This is a genomic window from Streptomyces sp. NBC_00440, from assembly GCF_036014215.1.
Lineage (GTDB): Bacteria > Actinomycetota > Actinomycetes > Streptomycetales > Streptomycetaceae > Streptomyces.
In genome coordinates, this window is the sequence record NZ_CP107921.1 from 4,874,439 (window position 1) to 4,893,813 (window position 19,375).

21 protein-coding genes and 4 tRNA genes are annotated in these 19,375 nt (G+C 70.2%); 15 read left to right on the forward strand and 10 right to left on the reverse strand.

The annotated features are described in order from the left end of the window. Positions 1–42: 42 nt before the first annotated feature. The 3 genes from OHB13_RS21995 to OHB13_RS22005 form a co-directional block, all read right to left on the reverse strand. A complete protein-coding gene (locus OHB13_RS21995) occupies positions 43–765 on the reverse strand; it encodes an alpha-ketoglutarate-dependent dioxygenase AlkB family protein (protein ID WP_328378243.1) in 723 nt (240 codons plus the stop codon). A 43-nt stretch (positions 766–808) separates the two neighbouring features. Continuing rightward, positions 809–1,336, reverse strand: coding sequence for a methylated-DNA--[protein]-cysteine S-methyltransferase (locus tag OHB13_RS22000; RefSeq protein WP_328378244.1), 528 nt, complete (start codon positions 1,334–1,336; stop codon positions 809–811). Between the two features lie 295 nt (positions 1,337–1,631). Beyond that, positions 1,632–2,120, reverse strand: a complete 489-nt coding sequence (locus OHB13_RS22005) for a YajQ family cyclic di-GMP-binding protein (RefSeq protein WP_266854321.1) — start codon at positions 2,118–2,120, stop codon at positions 1,632–1,634. A 200-nt stretch (positions 2,121–2,320) separates the two neighbouring features. On the opposite strand from OHB13_RS22005, the gene OHB13_RS22010 reads away from it, so the two are divergent. Next, positions 2,321–2,402, forward strand: a tRNA-Tyr gene (locus OHB13_RS22010). A gap of 106 nt (positions 2,403–2,508) precedes the next feature. Here the strand turns inward: OHB13_RS22010 and OHB13_RS22015 are convergent. From OHB13_RS22015 to OHB13_RS22030, 4 genes are all read right to left on the reverse strand, one after another. After that, a complete protein-coding gene (locus OHB13_RS22015; RefSeq protein ID WP_328378245.1) occupies positions 2,509–3,054 on the reverse strand; it encodes a GyrI-like domain-containing protein in 546 nt (181 codons plus the stop codon). Beyond that, the gene (locus tag OHB13_RS22020) at positions 3,054–3,710 is read right to left on the reverse strand and encodes an SDR family oxidoreductase (RefSeq protein WP_266854318.1); all 657 of its coding nucleotides are present in this window, start codon (positions 3,708–3,710) and stop codon (positions 3,054–3,056) included. Before OHB13_RS22020 ends, OHB13_RS22015 begins: the two co-directional genes overlap by 1 nt. Positions 3,711–4,059: 349 nt before the next feature. After that, the gene (locus tag OHB13_RS22025) at positions 4,060–5,406 is read right to left on the reverse strand and encodes an MFS transporter (protein WP_266854316.1); all 1,347 of its coding nucleotides are present in this window, start codon (positions 5,404–5,406) and stop codon (positions 4,060–4,062) included. Between the two features lie 232 nt (positions 5,407–5,638). Then, entirely contained in the window at positions 5,639–6,898 is a 1,260-nt protein-coding gene (locus OHB13_RS22030; RefSeq protein WP_266854315.1) for an amidohydrolase family protein, read from the reverse strand. Between the two features lie 295 nt (positions 6,899–7,193). Here OHB13_RS22030 and OHB13_RS22035 point away from each other — a divergent pair. The 8 genes from OHB13_RS22035 (at position 7,194) to OHB13_RS22070 (ending at position 12,186) form a co-directional block, all read left to right on the forward strand. After that, positions 7,194–7,266, forward strand: a tRNA-Thr gene (locus OHB13_RS22035). 44 nt (positions 7,267–7,310) lie between these two features. Further along, a tRNA-Met gene (locus tag OHB13_RS22040) sits at positions 7,311–7,383 on the forward strand. Positions 7,384–7,468: 85 nt separating this feature from the next. Continuing rightward, a complete protein-coding gene (gene rpmG / locus OHB13_RS22045; RefSeq protein ID WP_006604855.1) occupies positions 7,469–7,633 on the forward strand; it encodes a 50S ribosomal protein L33 in 165 nt (54 codons plus the stop codon). 168 nt (positions 7,634–7,801) lie between these two features. After that, complete coding sequence (locus OHB13_RS22050; RefSeq protein ID WP_328378246.1) at positions 7,802–8,254, forward strand: MaoC family dehydratase N-terminal domain-containing protein; 453 nt, start codon at positions 7,802–7,804, stop codon at positions 8,252–8,254. Positions 8,255–8,256: 2 nt separating this feature from the next. Then, a complete protein-coding gene (locus tag OHB13_RS22055; RefSeq protein ID WP_328378247.1) occupies positions 8,257–8,694 on the forward strand; it encodes a MaoC family dehydratase in 438 nt (145 codons plus the stop codon). 200 nt (positions 8,695–8,894) lie between these two features. After that, positions 8,895–9,443 (forward strand): TetR/AcrR family transcriptional regulator, encoded by a 549-nt coding sequence (locus OHB13_RS22060; protein WP_266854309.1) that lies wholly within the window; start codon positions 8,895–8,897, stop codon positions 9,441–9,443. Positions 9,444–9,598: 155 nt separating this feature from the next. Further along, on the forward strand, positions 9,599–11,035 hold the full coding sequence (locus OHB13_RS22065) for an MFS transporter (RefSeq protein WP_328378248.1): 1,437 nt from the start codon (positions 9,599–9,601) through the stop codon (positions 11,033–11,035). A gap of 95 nt (positions 11,036–11,130) precedes the next feature. Continuing rightward, positions 11,131–12,186: a UDP-N-acetylmuramate dehydrogenase gene (locus OHB13_RS22070; RefSeq protein WP_328378249.1), complete on the forward strand. Its 1,056-nt coding sequence runs from the start codon at positions 11,131–11,133 to the stop codon at positions 12,184–12,186. 128 nt (positions 12,187–12,314) lie between these two features. On the opposite strand, the gene OHB13_RS22075 is transcribed toward OHB13_RS22070, so the two are convergent. After that, positions 12,315–12,944, reverse strand: coding sequence for an NAD(P)-dependent oxidoreductase (locus tag OHB13_RS22075; protein WP_328378250.1), 630 nt, complete (start codon positions 12,942–12,944; stop codon positions 12,315–12,317). A gap of 115 nt (positions 12,945–13,059) precedes the next feature. Here OHB13_RS22075 and OHB13_RS22080 point away from each other — a divergent pair, with 115 nt between their 5' ends. Continuing rightward, the gene (locus OHB13_RS22080; protein WP_328378251.1) at positions 13,060–13,683 is read left to right on the forward strand and encodes a TetR/AcrR family transcriptional regulator; all 624 of its coding nucleotides are present in this window, start codon (positions 13,060–13,062) and stop codon (positions 13,681–13,683) included. Here OHB13_RS22080 and OHB13_RS22085 read toward each other — a convergent pair. Further along, positions 13,673–14,689, reverse strand: coding sequence for an adenosine deaminase (locus OHB13_RS22085; protein WP_266854302.1), 1,017 nt, complete (start codon positions 14,687–14,689; stop codon positions 13,673–13,675). The genes OHB13_RS22080 and OHB13_RS22085 overlap by 11 nt on opposite strands. Before the next feature lie 156 nt (positions 14,690–14,845). After that, positions 14,846–16,072 (reverse strand): pyridoxal phosphate-dependent aminotransferase, encoded by a 1,227-nt coding sequence (locus OHB13_RS22090; protein ID WP_328378252.1) that lies wholly within the window; start codon positions 16,070–16,072, stop codon positions 14,846–14,848. 293 nt (positions 16,073–16,365) lie between these two features. Here OHB13_RS22090 and OHB13_RS22095 point away from each other — a divergent pair. From OHB13_RS22095 to rplA, 5 genes are all read left to right on the forward strand, one after another. After that, a tRNA-Trp gene (locus OHB13_RS22095) sits at positions 16,366–16,438 on the forward strand. Between the two features lie 107 nt (positions 16,439–16,545). After that, the gene (gene secE, locus OHB13_RS22100; protein WP_266854299.1) at positions 16,546–16,830 is read left to right on the forward strand and encodes a preprotein translocase subunit SecE; all 285 of its coding nucleotides are present in this window, start codon (positions 16,546–16,548) and stop codon (positions 16,828–16,830) included. A gap of 74 nt (positions 16,831–16,904) precedes the next feature. Then, positions 16,905–17,810 carry a transcription termination/antitermination protein NusG gene (nusG, locus tag OHB13_RS22105; RefSeq protein ID WP_328378253.1) on the forward strand — a complete coding sequence of 302 codons (906 nt, stop codon included), beginning with the start codon at positions 16,905–16,907 and terminating at the stop codon, positions 17,808–17,810. Positions 17,811–17,985: 175 nt separating this feature from the next. Next, a complete protein-coding gene (gene rplK / locus OHB13_RS22110) occupies positions 17,986–18,420 on the forward strand; it encodes a 50S ribosomal protein L11 (RefSeq protein WP_164264062.1) in 435 nt (144 codons plus the stop codon). Positions 18,421–18,499: 79 nt separating this feature from the next. Next, positions 18,500–19,222: a 50S ribosomal protein L1 gene (gene rplA, locus OHB13_RS22115; protein WP_164264063.1), complete on the forward strand. Its 723-nt coding sequence runs from the start codon at positions 18,500–18,502 to the stop codon at positions 19,220–19,222. Positions 19,223–19,375 lie beyond the last annotated feature (153 nt).

A 19,375-nucleotide genomic window follows, 5' to 3' on the forward strand; every position in this document is an offset into this window, starting at 1 on the left:
CACTCGCCCGCGGCCGCCGCTGATCACCCGCGATCACCCTGATCACCCGCGGCGGTCAGGGCCGCCGAGCCCCGTCTCCCGCAGCGTGATGTTCAACCGCCCGCCCCGCAGCCCCACCGCAGGATCAGCCGTCTCCGGAAGGACCTTCGGGACACCGTGGTACGCGAACCGCGAAGGTCCTCCGAAGACAAACAGATCCCCGGACGCCAACCGCACATCCGTATAGGGCCGCCCCCGCCCCTCCGGGTTCCCGAAACGGAAGACGCAGGTGTCGCCCAGGCTCAGTGACACCACAGGAGCTGCGCACCGCTCCTCCTTGTCCTGGTGCATGCCCATCCGCGCGTCACCGTCGTAGAAGTTCACGAGCGCCGCATCCGGCGCGTACACGGCACCGGCGCCTCCGGCATCTCCCGCACCGCCCGCATCTCGGGCCCATCGAGCAGCTCCGGCGCCCCCGTACGCCTCGGTCACCGCGGACCGCCCCAACTCCGCCAGCCAGCCCGGGAATTCAGCCACCCGCGCACCGTTCACATCGTCGGCGGTACGCGCATACCGGTACGGCTGCCAGTGCCACCCGAGACACACCGTCCGTACGGACATCACGCCCCCGCCCGGCAGTTGCGTGTGCCGCAGTGGCACAGGACCCCGCGCCCACTCGCGGCACGCGGCGACCAGCTCCTGCTGGCGTTCCACCGACAGCCACTCCGGAACATGCACCGCACCGGGCGCGACCTCCACCCGGTCCCGCGGGAACAGCCCGGTCATACGGCTGGACCCGCCCCGCGGCCCCGGCCGGCGCACCGCCCCGTCACGACGCGCGCGTCCCTTCGAGCCCCAGCAGCCACTGCTTGCGCTCCAGCCCGCCCGCGTACCCGCGCAGCGCTCCGTCGGCGCCGATCACCCGGTGGCACGGCCGTACGACCAGCAGGGGATTGCGCCCGATCGCGGTGCCCACGGCCCGCACTCCGGCGCCCGAGAGCCCGATGCGCCCCGCGAGCTCCCCGTACGACACCGTGGTGCCGTAAGCGAGACCGTCCAGCGCGGCCCACACCCGCTGCTGGAAGTCGGTTCCACCACCCGCGTAGTCGATCTCGAACCGGGTCGACTCACCGGCGAAATAGGCCCGCAGCTGGTCGGTGATCCAGGTGAACGCAGCCGGATCCCGGCGCCACCCCGCGCCGGCGGCGTCCTGGGCGGACACACCGCCCTTCTGGCCCGGCACCGACAGCGAGACCAGCGCCACACCGCCCCGCGCGTCCGCCGATTCCTCGCCCACCAGCAGCAGCTCACCGAGCGGACTGCCAGCCGTTGTCCAGACCGTCGCGCAGACCGTCATCGGTCGCTCCCTTCCTCGCAGCGTTCCGACGGCTGTTCCACCGGGACACCTACGAGTCTGCGATACCCGGACCATCCGGACCGGCGGATTTCGGACGTCACATGTCACGCCATATATCGCGCCACATTCCATACCGATGCCACGCCGCGCTGCCTGTCGCGCCTCGTGGCCCGACGGCGAGGGCACAACGCGGGCCGCCGTCGAAGCGGCCCCGGCGATGTGCCCCCGTCGTGCCCGTGAAGTCTGCGAAGTCTGCCTGCCGGCGTCCGGCGTCCGTGCAGGTCGGGCCAGCTGCTTAGCGGTAGTTCACAAACTGCAGCGCGAAGTCGAAGTCCTTGCCCTTCACCAGCGCCTGCACGGCCTGCAGATCGTCCCGGCTCTTGGAGCTGACCCGCAGTTCCTCGCCCTGGACCTGCGCCTTGACGCCCTTGGGGCCCTCGTCGCGGATGACCTTCGCGACCTTCTTGGCGTTGTCCTGCGAGATGCCCTCCTCGATGGAGGCGAAGATCTTGTACTCCTTGCCGGACAGCTGCGGCTCGCCCGCGTCCAGCGCCTTGAGCGAGATCCCGCGCTTGATCAGCTTGGTCTGGAAGACGTCGAGGATCGCGGTGACCCGCTCCTCGGTGTTCGCCTGCATCAGGATCTTCTCGCCCGACCAGTCGATGGAGGCGCCGACGTTCTTGAAGTCGTAACGCTGCGAGATCTCCTTGGCGGCCTGGTTGAGGGCGTTGTCGACCTCTTGCCGCTCGACCTTCGAGACGATGTCGAAACTGGAGTCGGCCATGTCCTGTGGCTCCTTGTATCGGGTGTGGTGTGGGGTACGACCGGTGTCCCGGCCTGTTGCGCGCAAGCCTAAGGGCTGCGCCACGGCCGCCCCCGCCCGTCCCTGATCAATCGGGTGGCGAAGCACCCCTTGTCATCAGGTATCGTTTACGTCGTTGCCACGGACTCCCGCAGCACGCGGATCCGCAGCGACAAAACCCCGGCGGTGTGCCCGAGTGGCCAAAGGGAGCAGACTGTAAATCTGCCGGCTCAGCCTACCCAGGTTCGAACCCTGGCGCCGCCACTGGAATCAGCCTCTGACCAGCATTTCTGGTCAGAGGCTTTCTGGTTTCCCGGCCCTGTGCGACCGGTCTTCTGTCCGATGGCTGCCGCTGCCGCTGCCGCTCCGGCTATGGCCGCGAGCCGGGGTCCGCGAGCCGGAAGGCCAGCTCCATCTCCCACTTGGACATGTCCGGCTCCTCCCGTGGATCCGTCTTGTAGATCTCCAGCCGGCAGCCCCACTCCTCGACGACGTCGGCCTTCTCCATGTCCCACTCCATGCCACGGGCCGCCGCGTACTCCAGCAGGCCCGCGGTGACCCCCAACAGCTCGTCAGGGTGCCCGATGTGGGTGACCGTCAGATACCGGCCCGCCGGCAGAGTGCCGGTGAAGACCTCACCCGCGTTGGCGTCGGCCTCGTTGACATCGGCGTCGAACGCGGCCCCCAGCGGCTCAGCCACCGGCACACCCGCCTCGACCTCCATGCCGCGTTCGATGTCGATGACGTCGTACCGGAAGAAGGGCGGCCCAGCCGGTTCGATCCCGCGTTCGGCGAGCCGGCCGAACACCTCCGCCAGCCGGTCGGCGATCACCGGGAACGTGTCCATGGTGACGGTCTCCCGGATCGCCGCGTACGGCTGCGCCGCCCGCTCGACGGCCACTGGTGGGTTCTGCATCAGTTGCCCGCCACGTCCTTCACGGCGACCGACACCGGCACCGATCCGCCGATCAGCTCCAGGGTCAGACCCGCGGTCGCCGGGGTCTCGACCAGCTCGGCGAGCACCGCCGCCACGTCGTCGCGCGGGATCTGGCCCCGGCCGGTCCGGGCCTCCAGGCGCACGTGTCCGGTGCCCGCGTCGTCGGTCAGCGCGCCCGGGCGCAGCACCGTCCAGTCCAGGGTGCGCCGGGCCCGTACGGCGTCGTCCGCCGCACCCTTGGCCCGCAGATAGGCGTCGAAGACCTCGTCGCCCCGGTGGGTGCTGTCGGCGCCCATGGACGAGACGATGAGATAGCGGCGTACACCTGCCTGCTCGGCGGCGTCCGCGAGTTTGACCGCCGCGTCGCGGTCCACGCTGTCCTTGCGTTCGACGGTGCTGCCGGGGCCCGCACCTGCCGCGAAGACCACTGCGTCGGCGCCCGAAAGGGCCTGGGCCACCTGGTCCACGGTGGCCGACTCCAGGTCGAGGACGACCGGTTCGGCGCCTGCGGATCTCAGGTCGTCGGCCTGTCCTGCGGCGCGGATGATGCCCGCGACCTCGTCGCCGCGCGCGGCGAGCAGCCGCTCCAGCCGCAGCGCGATCTGACCGTGTCCACCTGCGATGACAATGCGCATGTTTCTGACGGTACGCTCCGGCGGCCCCGCGCGCTCAGGAATGCCCGTTGCTGAAGGTGTTCGTGTGACTCGGTCCTGTAGTTGCCCGCTGAGCGTCCCGGGTGCCGGGGCCGCGATGAAGAAGCGCGATGAAGGTGCCCGATCAAGGCGCCCGATGAAGAAGATGAAGAAAGCGGCTGGAGAACGCCGGATGTGCGGCCCGGCACGGGAAGGGCTCCAGCAGCCCCGCGAGGCGCCGGCCAGGATGGCGTACGGCAGCAACCGGCCCCGCCTTCCGCCTGCTTGACAGCCGGACAGCCGGACAGCCGGACAGCCAGCCGGACGACCGGAGGGCGGCCCGTGGTCACTGTCACTCACCGTCCCTGTGCGCCCCGGCCGGCACGCACAGCCACGCGAGAGCCGCTGCGGTCAGGTAGGCGAGGGCCCCGATGGCCATGCTGCCGCGCAGCCCGGCCCCGTAGCCGGTACTGGTGGCCAGCAGGCTGCCTCCGAGTGCCACCCCCGTGGCGCTGCCGATCTGGCGGGTGGTGTTGAACAAGGCGGAGGCGGCCCCCGCGTACGCCGGGGGCGCCGCACCCATCACCGTGGTGGTCGAACCGGTGAGCGCGAAGGACGTACCGAATCCGGTAGCCATCATCGGGGCCACCAGCAGCGGGTAAGCGGGATCCGAGCCCGCCGCGGCCCAGCCGGCCAGCCCGATGGCGCCCAGGAGCATGCCGCAGACCACCAGAGGGCGGTCACCGGTGCGGCGGCTCAGCCGCCCGGACAGGACGGAGGCGAACATCGTCATCGCCACCGCCGGGAACAACGCCAACCCGGTTTCAAGGGCGGTGAAGCCGCGCTGGTGCTGGAAGTCGAGGCTGGCGGTGAACACCATGCCGTAGAAAGCGAAGTTGAACAGCAGGCCGATGGCGGCCCCGCCGCTCATCGCGGGTGAACGCAGCAGCCACAGGGGAAGGACGGGGGACCGGGCGAGCCGCTCTCGGATCACGAACGCTGCGACCGCCGTTACGGCCAGGCCCAGGCCGGCGAGGACAGCAGGATCGGACCAGCCACGCCGTCCGGCCTCGTTCAGCCCGGCGATCAGCAGGGCCACCGCCGCCACCACGGCGCACTGGGCAGGCCAGTCCAGGGGGCGGCCGGGGTGCCGCGGCGAGGGTGCGACGTGACGCAGCGTCAGCAGCAGGCAGGCCGCTCCGACGGGCAGATTGATGAGGAAGACCCACCGCCAGCCCACCGTGGACACCAGCAGCCCGCCCAGCAGCGGCCCGGCGGAGGCGGCGACGCCCGCCATCGCCCCCCACAGCCCGAAGGCACGTGAGCGTGCCGCCTGCACCTGGTAGGACTCCTGGAGCAGAGCGAGGGAGCCGGGGACGATCAGCGCCGCGCCGAGTCCTTCCGCGAGGCGCGCCACGACGAGGAAGGAGTCACTCGGCGCGAAGGCGCACGCGGCAGAGGACGCCGTGAACACCACCACGCCCGAACAGAAGATGCGGCGGTTGCCCAGCCGGTCGCCCAGTGCGCCACCGGTCATCAGGAACCCGGCGAAGACCAGGGTGTACCCGTCCGTGATCCACTGGATGCCGGTCAGTGAGGCCGACAGGTCCCGGCCCACCACGGGCACAGCGACGTTGATGATGGTGACGTCCAGGATGACCATGAAGTAGCCCGCACACACGGCCAGCAGCGGTGCCACAGAGCGCCCTGGGGCCGTCGGGCCCGGTCGGGGGCGCCCGGGTCCGTCACCACCGATCGACTGGGCGAAGGGCACGTCACCGGCTCCGTTCTGTCGGCGCGATCACTGCGCGGTCCCGTTGTTCTTCGCCGGACCCGGCAGCCCTGCCGCCGGCGGGGGTGGGCGCGCGGAGCTGACGCGATGGCCTCCGGGGCGCTCCGGGGCCACCGGCCCGGGGCGGTGCCGCCAACCCTCAGGGCCCGGCGCCGGCCCGTCCCTGCCGCGGCAGTTCGAGTGCGCTGGGGGCGGTCGAGTCGCAGTACTCGCGAACCGCGTTGGTCCGTGCGACGACCCGTCCGCGGTGGATCACGATCCTGCTGTACGCGAGGGAGAGCACCGCGGAGAGCTGCTCCCCGCGTACGGCGAGCAGCTCGGCGGGGAAGCCCGCCTCCACCCGTACCTCGGGGAGCCCCATGGCCTCGCGCGGCGCCGAACTGACCGCGCTGTACGCGGCGTCGGGCCGCAGGCCGCTCTGCGACGCGAGCAGGTACGCGGCCTCCAGGGGGTCGCCGCGGCCGACCGGGTTGGCCAGGTCGCGCAGTGCGCCGCTGCCCGCGGCGACGCGTACGCCGGCTGTGCGGAGCAGTCGTACGGGCGCGGTCCCGCGGCTCTCCACCCCGCCGCAACCGCCCTGGGGCTGGCAGATCACGGTGACGCCCGCGGCGGCGAGCCGCCCGGCGGCGCGGACCGCCGTGTCGTGCGGGAGCCGGGAGAGTCCGCCGCAGGGGCCGATGGCGACGCCGGGGCGCAGCCCGCCGGACATGGCGGCGAGCCGGGCGAGCCGGGCGGGGTCGTCACCCTCGGTGTGCAGATCGACGGCGCAGCCGTGTTCTGCGGCGACTTCGAGGACGGCCTGGGTGTATCCGGTCGGATCGGGGTCGAGGTCGGGGCAGCCGCCGACGACGGTGGCGCCCATCTTCACGGCGTCGCGCAGCATGGCGAGGCCATCGGCGCCGGCGACGCCGGTGAGCAGCCGGGGCACGGCGACGGTGGTGAGGTCGGTGAGTCCGCGCAGCGACCGCCGGGCCTGGAGTACGGCCTCCATGGCGCCGAGGCCCTGGACGTCGCCGATGCGGATGTGCGAGCGCAGGGCGGTGGCACCGTGTCCGAGCTGGAGGAGGGCGGCTTCGGTGGCGCGGCGCTGGATGTCGGGGACGGAGCCGGTGGTGGCGGGGCCCGGTCCCGGTCCGGCACCGGCGGTCAGCGCGGTGTCGCTGTGGGCGTGGGGTTCGGCGGGCGCGGGGAGCAGCAGATAGCCGTCGAGTTCGATACGGGAGACGGAGGCGCGGGCGCCGGGGGCGGTGAGGCTGCCTGCGGTGCCGACGGCTTCGATGAGCCCGTCGCTGATGCTGACGTCCACGGTGCGGCCGTCGGCCAGGCGGGCCCCGCGGAGGAGGAGCGCGGTGGTGTCTGCGGTGGCTCCTTCGGGAGGCCGCGGCTGGCTGTCGGGCATCGCGCTCCTGGGTGCTGGGCCGGGCATGACGTACGAGGTCACACAGCGTGAAGCGAGCCTATGGGGAAAGCCGGTCCTGCTTCGAGGAGGGGCGGATTAGTCGTACCGGGAGTGACTCCTGTGGCCGATGGGTCCCGTGGGCCGAACGGCGGCAGGAGAGGCTGGTGGGAGCCGAGCGGGAGGCGGGACGACGCGGCGGAGAAGGGGGTGCGGAGAGGGGGGCCGGGAGGGGCGGGGAGGGGCGTTCATAAGGATTTGGGTGACGGCGAAGGACCGTGTAATGTCTTCATCGCTCGCCCCAATAGCTCAGTCGGTAGAGCGTCTCCATGGTAAGGAGAAGGTCTACGGTTCGATTCCGTATTGGGGCTCTGGTGCGGGAGCCCTCACCTTCGGGTGAGGGATTCCGTAGCAAAGCGGTGTAGCTCAGTCGGTAGAGCAAGCGGCTCATAATCGCTGTGTCACCGGTTCAAGTCCGGTCACCGCTACACACGGTAGCCGATGGTGGGCTCGGTCCTTCGATCGGCTACTCTTTTATGCGTTCATCCGTCCATCCGTCCAAGGAGCACTCACGTGGCTGCCACCGACGTCCGCCCGAAGATCACGCTGGCCTGCGTGGAGTGCAAGGAGCGGAACTACATCACCAAGAAGAACCGGCGTAACGACCCGGACCGTCTTGAGATGAAGAAGCACTGCCCGCGCTGCAACTCGCACACCGCGCACCGCGAAACGCGCTGACCCAGGCCGTTCTTTCCACAAGAACAGTTCTGCACAAGCGCAACTCTCCACAGGCACAGGCACGAGGTCGTCCCCTTACCGGGGGGCGGCCTCGCGTCATTTCTGCGGTTACTCGCAGTTATTGTGATTCTTTCCGATTCCCGGCACTCCACCAGGAGGTAGTGAGCCATGGCGCTCGACCAGTCCTTCGTGGGGCGGACCTATCCGCCCTCCGCGCCGTACGAGGTGGGCCGGGAGAAGATCCGCGAGTTCGCCGACGCGGTGGGTGACGCGAATCCCGCGTACACCGATGTGGATGCGGCGAAGGCCCTCGGCCATGCCGATGTCATCGCTCCGCCGACGTTCGTTTTCTCGATCACTTTCAAGGCCGCCGGCGTTGTCGTCCAGGATCCGCAGCTGGGTCTCGACTACACGCGAGTGGTGCACGGTGATCAGAAGTTCGCCTACCGGCGCCCGGTCCGGGCGGGGGACCGGCTGACGGTCACCTCGACCATCGAGGCGATCAAGTCCCTGGCCGGGAACGACATCATTGATATTCGCGGTGAGGTCCACGACGAGTCCGGCGAGCACGTCGTGACGGCGTGGACGAAGCTGGTCGCGCGCGCGGCCGGGGAGGCGTGACGGTGACAGCGAAGATCTCCTACGGGAGCGTCGAGATCGGCACGGAGCTGCCGGCGCGGTCCTTCCCCGTGACGCGGGCGACGCTGGTGCAGTACGCGGGTGCGTCCGGCGACTTCAATCCGATCCACTGGAACGAGAAGTTCGCGCTGGAGGTCGGGCTGCCCGACGTCATCGCGCACGGGATGTTCACCATGGCCGAGGCGATCCGGGTGGTGACCGACTGGGTCGGGGACCCGGGCGCGGTCGTGGAGTACGGCGTCCGCTTCACCAAGCCGGTGGTCGTTCCGAACGACGCCGACGGGGCGCTGATCGAGGTCAGCGCCAAGGTCGCAGCTGTCGTCGGCGAGCCCGAGGACAAGACGGTGCGGGTGGATCTCACGGCGATGAGCGACGGCAAGAAGGTGCTGGGCATGTCACGCGCGGTGGTCCGCCTCGCCTGAGGGCGTCGTGGCCGTGCGGTTTTGCCGCGTCGGTCTCGGTTGCGTGGGTCTGCTGCGCGTCGGCGGGGCGGTAGCGGCAGGACTTGGTGGCAAGGGGCGTTCGCGCAGGCGGGCGCCCCTTGCTCGTATGCGCTTGGAGTCGTGTGTGCTTGGACTTGACTTGGTTAGTAATCAGCCACTAACTTTCTCGTATGGTCAGGATGAGCGCAGAGGAGCGGCGCGAGAGCGTCATCCGTGCGGCGATGGTCGAATTCGCCCGCGGTGGCTATCACGGCACCTCCACCGAGGTGATCGCCAAGCGGGTGGGTGTCTCCCAGCCGTATCTCTTCCGGCTCTTCCCGAACAAGGGGGCCATCTTCCTCGCGGCCGCCGAGCGCTGCGTCGAGGAGACGTCGACCGTGCTCGTGACGGCGGCCGACGGTCTGCAGGGCGAAGAGGCCCACCAAGCCATGGGGCAGGCCTACCAGTCGCTCATCGCCGAGGACCCGGACAAGCTCCTGATGCAGATGCAGGTCTATGTCGCGGTGGCCTCCGCCGCGGCGTCGGGGGACCGCGAGTTCGGGCGGGCCGTGCGCGCCGCGTGGATGAGGCTGTACGACGCGGCCCACCTGGCCCTGGGTGCGGACGCCGACGAGACGACGTCGTTCCTGGCGTACGGGATGCTGATCAACACGCTGGTGTCGCTGGGCTTCGCCCCGGAGCACCGGGTGTGGACCGGCTTCTACGAGTCGGCACAGCCGAAGAAGTGAGCGGGCGGGCGGCCGGTGAGTGAACGGCCCGCGGGCGGATTCGCCTCCGGGGAGCGCACGTCTGTTGCCCACAGAAGTTAGTCATCAATAACTAATCAACGCTGTGCAACCGGCAGCGGTACAACCAGCAGCGTTACAACCAGCAGGGGGAAGCAGTGAACGAGCGGACGGCCCGGCGCGGAGGCGCCACCTGGGCTCTGATCATCACCAGCGTCGCCGGTTTCATGGCGGCTCTCGACAACCTCGTCGTCACCACGGCGCTGCCCTCGATCCGCGAGGATCTCGGCGGCGCGCTGGAAGACCTTCAGTGGACGGTGAACGCGTACACGCTCACCTTCGCCGTCCTGCTCATGTTCGGTGCGGCCCTCGGCGACCGGTTCGGCCGGCGCAAGCTCTTCATCGCCGGCCTCACGGTATTCACCGGTGCGTCCGCCGCGGCGGCCCTCGCCTCGGGGATCGCCCCGCTCATCGCGGCCCGCGCGGTGCAGGGCGTCGGCGCCGCGATCATGATGCCGCTCACCCTGACCCTGCTCACCGCGGCCGTACCCGCCGCCCGCCGGGGCGCGGCCCTCGGGATCTTCAGCGCCGTCACCGGCCTTGCCGTAGCCAGCGGGCCGCTCATCGGCGGCGCCCTCACCGAGCACCTGTCCTGGCAGTGGATCTTCTGGCTGAACGTGCCGATCGGCCTCGTCCTGCTCCCGCTCGCCGGGCTGCGCCTCGCCGAGTCGCGTGGGCCCGGCGCCCGCCTGGACATCCCCGGCACGCTCCTGGTCAGCGGCGGACTCTTCGGCGTCGTCTACGCCCTCGTCAACGGGCAGGCGGACGGCTGGTCCAGCGCGCGGATCCTCACGAGCCTCTTCGCCGGTGTCGCCCTCCTGGCCGGGTTCGTTCTCCACGGCGTCCACAGCGCCCACCCCATGCTCCCCATGCGGCTCTTCCGTAACCGCGCCTTCGCCGGGATCAACGGGGCGTCGCTGCTCATGTTCCTGGGGATGTTCGGCTCGATATTCCTGCTGAGTCAGTTCTTCCAGGGCGTCCTGGGCTACTCGCCCACCCAGGCCGGACTGCGGATGCTGCCCTGGACCGGGATGCCGCTGATCATCGCGCCGTTCGCGGGCATCCTCTCGGACCGGATAGGCGGTCGGCCCGTCGTCGCCGCCGGTCTCGCCCTCCAGGCGGCCGGGCTCGCGCTCTTCGCGCTGCTCATCGGTCCGGACGTGTCGTACCCCACGATTCTTCCGGCCCTGATCCTCGGCGGGGCCGGGATGGCGCTGTACTTCGCCCCCGCCTCCAGCGTGGTCATGTCCAGCGTCCGCCCCGCCGAACAGGGCATCGCCTCCGGCGCGAACAACGCGCTGCGCGAGGTGGGCGGCGCGCTCGGTATCGCGGTGCTCGGCGCGGTCTTCGCCGCCCGCGGCGGCTACGAGTCGCCCGACTCCTTCACCGACGGCACCGTCCCCGCGCTGTGGATCGGCGCCGCCGTGGTCGCGGTCGCGGCGCTCGTCGCGCTGCTGATCCCGCGGCGCGGCACACCGGGACCCGCGGACCCGGCACCGGAGGCCGAGACCGACCGCGAGATGGTCTCCGCCTGAGTGACCCGTACGCGAACGGTCTTCCGTACGTGAATGATCTTCCGTACGAGAACGGCCCCGCCCGACCGGCGGGGCCGTTCTCGTACGCTGGGCCCGTGCAGGAACTCCTTGAAGCCCCACTCGCCCCCCTGACCACCTTCCGCCTCGGCGGCCCCGCGACCCGGCTGGTCACGGCGGAGACCGACGCCGAAGTGACCGCGGCCGTCCGGGAGGCCGACGAGAGCGACACCCCGCTGCTCATCATCGGCGGCGGCTCCAATCTGGTCATCGGCGACAAGGGGTTCGCCGGCACCGCCCTGCGGATCGCGACACGCGGGTTCTCGCTCTCCGGTACCGCGCTCGAACTCGCGGCCGGAGAGGTGTGGAGCGACGCGGTGGCCCGTACCGTCGAGGCCGGGCTCGCGGGCATCGAATGCCTGGCCGGGATCCCCGGCTCTGCCGGCGCCACCCCGATCCAGAACGTGGGGGCGTACGGCCAGGAGGTCTCGTCGACCCTCAGCGAGGTCGTCGCATACGACCGGACCACGGGGGAGACGGTCACCCTCTCGAACGCCGAGTGCCGGTTCTCGTACCGGCACAGTCGTTTCAAGGCCGAACCCGACCGCTACGTGGTGCTGCGGGTGCGTTTCCAGCTCGAAGACGCGGGCGGCCTCTCGGCACCGGTCAAGTACCCGGAGACGGCCCGTGTCCTCGGTGTCGAGGCGGGCGACCGGGTGCCGGCGGCGACGGTCCGCGAGACCGTGCTGAAGCTGCGCGCCGGCAAGGGCATGGTGCTGGACGCCGAAGACCACGACACCTGGTCGGCCGGCTCCTTCTTCACCAACCCGATCCTCGACGACGCTCAGTTCGCCGCGTTCCTGGCCCGGGTGCGGGAGCGGCTCGGAGCGGAGACCGCGCCGCCCGCGTTCCCGGCGGGGGAGGGGCTGACCAAGACGTCGGCGGCCTGGCTGATCGACCGTGCGGGCTTCACCAAGGGCTACGGAACGGGGCCGGCCCGCATCTCCACCAAGCACACGCTGGCCCTGACCAACCGGGGCCGGGCCACCACCGACGACCTGCTCGCGCTCGCCCGCGAGGTCGTCGCCGGTGTGCACGAGGCGTTCGGTGTGACGCTGGTCAATGAGCCGGTGACGGTCGGCGTCAGCCTGTAACCGGCCCCGCAACCGGTGCCGATCGCGCTGTGACCCGCCTCGTAACCAGGGCCGATCGCGCTGTGACCGGCCCTGGTTCACAAGGTCGGCCACCGATCGCGCAACTGTCCCCACCCCCAGCGCGAGATTCAGTACGCGACCCCGACCCCCTGCTTCACCGTCGCGGGGTCGTCGATCATCGCCAGCATCGCGTGCGCCACATCGGCGCGCGAGATGCTCCGGCCGCCGCGCGGATTGCCCCCGACGACGGTCCGGTACCTGCCGGTCACCGGCTTGTCCGTCAGCTTCGGCGGCCGGACCGACGTCCAGTCCGTGGCGCTGCGTGCGACCTCGGCCTCCATCACCCGCAGGTCCTCGTAGACCGCTTTCAGGATCACGCCGATCACACCGAGCGCGGCGCGGTCCGCGAACGACTGGTCCCCGGGCGGTGCCAGCGGCGCCGCGCTCACCACAAGCAGCCGCCGTACGCCCTCCGCCTCCATCGCCGCGAGCACCGGCCGGGTCAGCACCTGGGTGATGCCCGCGTCCTTGCGGCCACGCGCGCCCAGACCGGAGAGCACCGCGTCCCGCCCGGCCACCGCCGCGCGCAGCGGTTCCGGGTCGCCGAGATCCGAGCGGACCACATCGAGACCCGCCCCGGTCGCCGTGAGCCGTGCCGGATCACGGACCACGGCCGTGACCTGGTGGCCCGCGGCCAGCGCCTGCCGGACGATCTGACCGCCGATACCGCCGGTCGCACCGAACACTGTGAGCCTCATCGCGCACCCTCCCGAGGTGGGTAAGCAGTGGTGGGTAAGCAGTAGTGGGTGAGTATTCACTCACCTCTAGAGTGGGCAGTCACTCACCCCTCCGTCAAGCCTGGTAGGAGCGCCCGTGCAGCCACCCGCGCAGCAGAAGCCCGCCCGCGGCCGGATCATCGACGCCGCGCACCGTCTCATGCTGACCATCGGCCTGGCCCGGACCACCACCAAGGAGATCGCCAGGGCGGCCGGCTGTTCGGAAGCGGCGCTCTACAAGCACTTCGCGAGCAAGGAAGAGCTGTTCGTGACCGTTCTCAGGGAACGGCTGCCCAGGCTGACCCCGCTCCTTGACGAACTGGCCGCCGAACCGCAGCGGCACAGCGTCGAGGAGAACCTCACCGAGATCGCCCGCAGGGCCGCCCTCTTCTACGAGCAGAGCTTCCCGATCGCCGCCTCGCTCTACGCCGACCCACCGCTCAAGCGGCGCCACGAAGCGGCCATGCGCGAACTCGGCACCGGCCCGCACATGCCCATCCGCGGCGTCGACACCTATCTGCGCGCCGAGCGGGACGCGGGCCGGATCGACAGCGCAGCCGACACCTACTCCGCCGCATCCCTGCTGCTCGGCGCCTGCGCCCAGCGGGCCTTCGCGTACGACATGACCGAGGACGGCAGGCCCCCGCAGCCGCTCGACGAGTTCGCCGCCGGGCTCGCCCGCACGCTCCTGCGGGGGGTCGTACGAGGAGTCAGCCGGTGAGCCAGTCGTCGACGCCGGAGAGCAGCTTCCGCCGGACGTCCGCGGGCGCCGCCGAGCCGCGCACCGACTGCCGTGCCAGCTCGGCCAGTTCGGCGTCGCTGAACCCCTGGGCCCGCGCCAGCTCGTACTGCGCCGCCAGCCGCGACCCGAACAGCAGCGGGTCGTCCGCGCCGAGCGCCATCGGCACCCCGGCTTCGAACAGCTTTCGCAGGGGTACGTCCTCCGCCTTCTCGTAGACGCCGAGCGCCACATTCGACGCCGGGCAGACCTCACAGGTCACCCCGCGCTCGGCCAGCCGCTCCAGCAGCAGGGGATCCTCGGCGGCCCGCACCCCGTGCCCGATCCGCGCGGCGTGCAGATCATCCAGGCAGTCCCGCACCGACGAGGGCCCGCTGAGCTCCCCGCCGTGCGGCGCGGCCAGCAGACCGCCCTCCCGGGCGATGGCGAACGCGCGGTCGAAGTCCCGCGCCATGCCCCGGCGCTCGTCGTTGGAGAGCCCGAAACCGATCACACCGCGGTCCGCGTAGCGCACCGCGAGGCGAGCGAGGGTCCGCGCGTCCAGCGGGTGCTTCATCCGGTTCGCCGCGACCACCACGCGTATGCCGAGCCCGGTGTCGCGCGAGGCTGAGTCCACGGCGTCCAGGATGACTTCGAGCGCCGGGATCAGCCCGCCGAGGAACGGGGCGTACGAGGTCGGGTCGACCTGGATCTCCAGCCACTGCGAGCCGTCCGCGACATCCTCCTGGGCGGCCTCGCGCACCAGCCGCTGGATGTCCTCCGGCGTGCGCAGACAGGAACGCGCGATGTCGTACAGCCGCTGGAAGCGGAACCAGCCGCGCTCGTCGGTGGCCCGAAGCTTCGGCGGCTCACCGCCGGTCAGCGCCTCAGGCAGGTGCACGCCGTATCTGCCGGCCAGCTCCAGCAGGGTCGAGGGCCGCATCGACCCGGTGAAATGCAGGTGCAGATGGGCCTTGGGCAGCAGCCGGATGTCACGTACTCGCTCCATCCAAGGATCCTGCCGTACGGACCCGCCGCACCGGTAGCCACTTTCCCCCAACGAGGAGGCGACCGAACGAAGAAACGGGCCCCCGGTGGAGAACCGGAGGCCCGTTCCTGCCTGTACGGGGCGTGCGGACGGCGCCGAGCCGTCCGGACCAGTCGGTCAGTCCGTCGCCTCGGCCAGCAACTTCTGGATCCGGGAGACGCCCTCGACCAGGTCCTCGTCGCCGAGCGCGTACGACAGACGCAGGTATCCGGGGGTGCCGAACGCCTCACCGGGCACCACGGCGACCTCGACCTCGTCCAGGATCAGCGCGGCCAGCTCCACTGAGCTCTGCGGGCGCTTGCCGCGGATCTGCTTGCCGATGAGCGCCTTGACCGAGGGGTACGCGTAGAACGCGCCCTCCGGCTCCGGGCAGAGCACGCCGTCGATCTCGTTGAGCATCCGCACGATGGTCCTGCGGCGCCGGTCGAAGGCGGTGCGCATCTCGTCGACCGCGTCCAGGTTCCCCGACACCGCGGCGAGCGCGGCCATCTGCGAGACGTTGGAGACGTTGGAGGTGGCGTGCGACTGGAGGTTGGTCGCGGCCTTCACGACGTCCTTCGGGCCGACGATCCACCCCACGCGCCAGCCGGTCATGGCGTACGTCTTGGCCACGCCGTTGACCACGATGCACTTGTCGCGCAGATCGGGCACGACGGCGGGCAGCGAGGTGAACTTCGCGTCGCCGTAGATCAGGTGCTCGTAGATCTCGTCCGTCAGCACCCACAGACCGTGCTCGACGGCCCAGCGGCCGATGGCCTCGGTGTCGGCGGGGCTGTAGACGGCGCCCGTCGGGTTGGACGGCGAGACGAAGAGGACGACCTTGGTCCGCTCCGTACGGGCGGCTTCCAACTGCTCGACGGAGACCCGGTAGCCGGTGGTCTCGTCGGCGACGACCTCGACCGGGACACCGCCCGCGAGCCGGATCGACTCGGGGTACGTGGTCCAGTACGGAGCCGGGACGATGACCTCGTCGCCCGGGTCGAGGATCGCGGCGAACGCCTGGTAGATGGCCTGCTTGCCGCCGTTGGTGACGAGTACCTGGGAGGCCTCGACCTCGTAACCGGAGTCGCGCAGGGTCTTCGCGGCGATGGCGGCCTTGAGCTCGGGGAGCCCGCCGGCCGGCGTGTAGCGGTGGTACTTCGGGTTGCGGCAGGCCTCGATCGCGGCCTCGACGATGTAGCCGGGCGTGGGGAAGTCGGGCTCACCGGCACCGAAGCCGATCACCGGACGCCCGGCGGCCTTCAGGGCCTTCGCCTTGGCGTCGACTGCCAGGGTGGCGGACTCGGAGATGGCACCGATGCGGGCGGAGACCCTGCGCTCGGTCGGAGGAGTTGCGGCGCTCATGGGGCCCATGGTCCCAGACCGCAAACGGACTCGGCACACAGGTTTCGATGGGCGGACACCGGCCGGACACCGGGCCGGGCAACGGCCGTACACCGAGCTGGGCAACGGCCGTACACCGAGCGGGAACCGGGCCGGAACCGGAAGACACGGGCCGGCCGTGCACCGTCCCGGCCGAAGCTGTTCGACGTCAGGCCCCCGACCACGTACACTCACTCGTCGTTGGCCTCCACCAACCGTCCCGCCGAGCGCACTCCGTGCACCCGGTCGGATGCGGTAGGTTGGGGGAACCACAAAGGGTCGTAGCTCAATTGGTAGAGCACTGGTCTCCAAAACCAGCGGTTGGGGGTTCAAGTCCCTCCGGCCCTGCTACACACACCTTCGCCAGGCTGTGTGCGCATGTACGTACATCTATGCACCGCCGTGCGGCTCCACCGGGCGCGGCACGGCCACGACCCGGAATCAGGTGAGAGATCGTGACGGACGCCGTCGGCTCCATCGACGTGCCTGATGCGCAGGATGAAGCGCCGGAGTCGAAGAAGGCACGCAAGGGCGGGAAGCGCGGCAAGAAGGGCCCCTTCGGCCGCCTCGCACTCTTCTACCGCCAGATCGTCGCGGAACTGCGCAAGGTTGTCTGGCCGACTCGTAGCCAGCTCTCGACCTACACCTCCGTGGTGATCGTTTTCGTCGTCATCATGATCGGCATCGTGACCGTGATTGACTATGGGTTCAACCAGGCCGCCAAGTACGTCTTTGGCTGATCCGCGAAAGGCGCCGGGAGCGGCGTCTTTTTCGCATGTTCCACCCGATTTGTATCCAGGAAGAAGCAGCCACAGTGTCTGACCCGAACCTGAACGAGGCCGTCGAGCCGGGCGAGAGCTTCGAGTCCGCAGAGGACGAGCTCGACATCGTCGAGGCGGCGGACGCTGGGAAGCCGGACCAGGCCGAAGCTGCCGACGCCGTCGCCGGTGAGCCCGCCGAAGAGGCAACTGTGCACACCGAGGACGAAGCGGTGGCCGTCGCGGAGACCGACGAGGACGCCGAGGCCGTGGACGAGGTCGAGGACGCCGCCGAAGAGGCCGAGGACGAGGAGGCTGCCGAAGAGGCCGCCGACGTTCCCCCGGTCGACCCGGTCGAGGCCCTGCGCCAGGAGCTCCGCGGTCTGCCCGGCGAGTGGTACGTCATCCACACGTACGCCGGTTACGAGAAGCGTGTGAAGGCCAACCTGGAGCAGCGCGCCGTCTCGCTGAACGTCGAGGAGTTCATCTACCAGGCCGAAGTGCCCGAGGAAGAGATCGTCCAGATCAAGAACGGCGAGCGCAAGAACGTCCGCCAGAACAAGCTTCCCGGTTACGTCCTGGTCCGCATGGACCTCACCAACGAGTCCTGGGGCGTCGTCCGCAACACCCCCGGAGTCACCGGCTTCGTCGGCAACGCCTACGACCCGTACCCGCTGACCCTGGACGAGATCGTCAAGATGCTCGCCCCGGAGGCCGAGGAGAAGGCCGCCCGTGAGGCCGCCGAGGCCGAGGGCAAGCCGGCTCCGGCCCGCAAGGTCGAGGTCCAGGTGCTCGACTTCGAGGTCGGCGACTCGGTCACCGTCACCGACGGGCCGTTCGCGACGCTCCAGGCGACGATCAACGAGATCAACGCCGACTCGAAGAAGGTCAAGGGCCTCGTCGAGATCTTCGGCCGCGAGACCCCGGTCGAGCTCAGCTTCGACCAGATCCAGAAGAACTAGTACCTCTCAGGGCTTCTGGCGCACACGCCTTCCAAGCAGGTCAGACCGGCTCCCGTAGCCGTCTGACCTGCTTGGTTTTTGGTCGCGCAGCTATACCCGTTATCGTTGCGCGGTATGCCTCCGTCCGGATGACCGGATGGCGGCGAAACACTCTCACTAGGACCCGGAGAGAGCAATGCCTCCCAAGAAGAAGAAGGTCACGGGGCTTATCAAGCTCCAGATCAAGGCCGGCGCGGCCAACCCGGCTCCGCCGGTCGGCCCCGCGCTGGGCCAGCACGGCGTCAACATCATGGAGTTCTGCAAGGCCTACAACGCCGCGACCGAGTCGCAGCGTGGCATGGTCGTGCCGGTGGAGATCACGGTCTACGAGGACCGCTCCTTCACCTTCATCACCAAGACCCCGCCGGCCGCGAAGCTGATCCTCAAGGCCGCGGGCGTGGAGAAGGGCTCCGGCGAGCCGCACAAGACCAAGGTCGCCAAGCTCACCGGCGAGCAGGTCCGCGAGATCGCCACGACCAAGATGCCCGACCTGAACGCCAACGACATCGAGGCCGCGGCCAAGATCATCGCCGGCACCGCCCGTTCCATGGGCGTCACGGTCGAGGGCTGATCAAGCCCCCCTCCGCACCACAGTGGTAGGGCCAGCGCCGGCCCGCACCACGACTCCCACTCCCCATCTAGGAGCAGAAGTGAAGCGCAGCAAGACTCTCCGCGCTGCGGACGCCAAGGTCGACGCGGACAAGCTGTACGCCCCGCTCGAAGCCGTCCGCCTCGCCAAGGACACCTCCGCGACCAAGTTCGACGGCACCGTCGAGGTCGCCATGCGTCTGGGCGTTGACCCGCGCAAGGCCGACCAGATGGTCCGCGGCACCGTGAACCTGCCGCACGGCACCGGCAAGACCGCCCGGGTCCTGGTCTTCGCGACCGGTGACCGTGCTGCGGCCGCGGAGGCCGCCGGAGCCGACATCGTCGGCGCCGACGAGCTCATCGACGAGGTGGCGAAGGGCCGTCTGGACTTCGACGCCGTCGTCGCCACCCCGGACCTCATGGGCAAGGTCGGCCGCCTCGGCCGCGTGCTCGGTCCGCGTGGGCTCATGCCGAACCCGAAGACCGGAACGGTCACCCCGGACGTAACGAAGGCTGTCACGGACATCAAGGGCGGCAAGATCGAGTTCCGCGTCGACAAGCACTCGAACCTGCACTTCATCATCGGCAAGGTCTCCTTCGACGAGACCAAGCTGGTCGAGAACTACGCCGCCGCACTGGAGGAAGTCCTCCGTCTGAAGCCGTCGGCCGCCAAGGGCCGCTACATCAAGAAGGCCACGCTGGCCACCACGATGGGCCCCGGCATCCCGCTGGACGCCAACCGCACCCGCAACCTCCTCGTCGAGGAGGACCCGGCCGCCGTCTGATCCTCCGGATCGGTAGGCAGCCGCGGGACACGCGTGCTGTGAGCCGGGCCCCGCACCTCTCCGGAGGTGCGGGGCCCGGCTCCTTCGCGTTTCCCGCGCCGCTCCGCGCGTCCAGGCCCCCGCGCCTCCGTACGCCCGTACCTCCGTACGCCC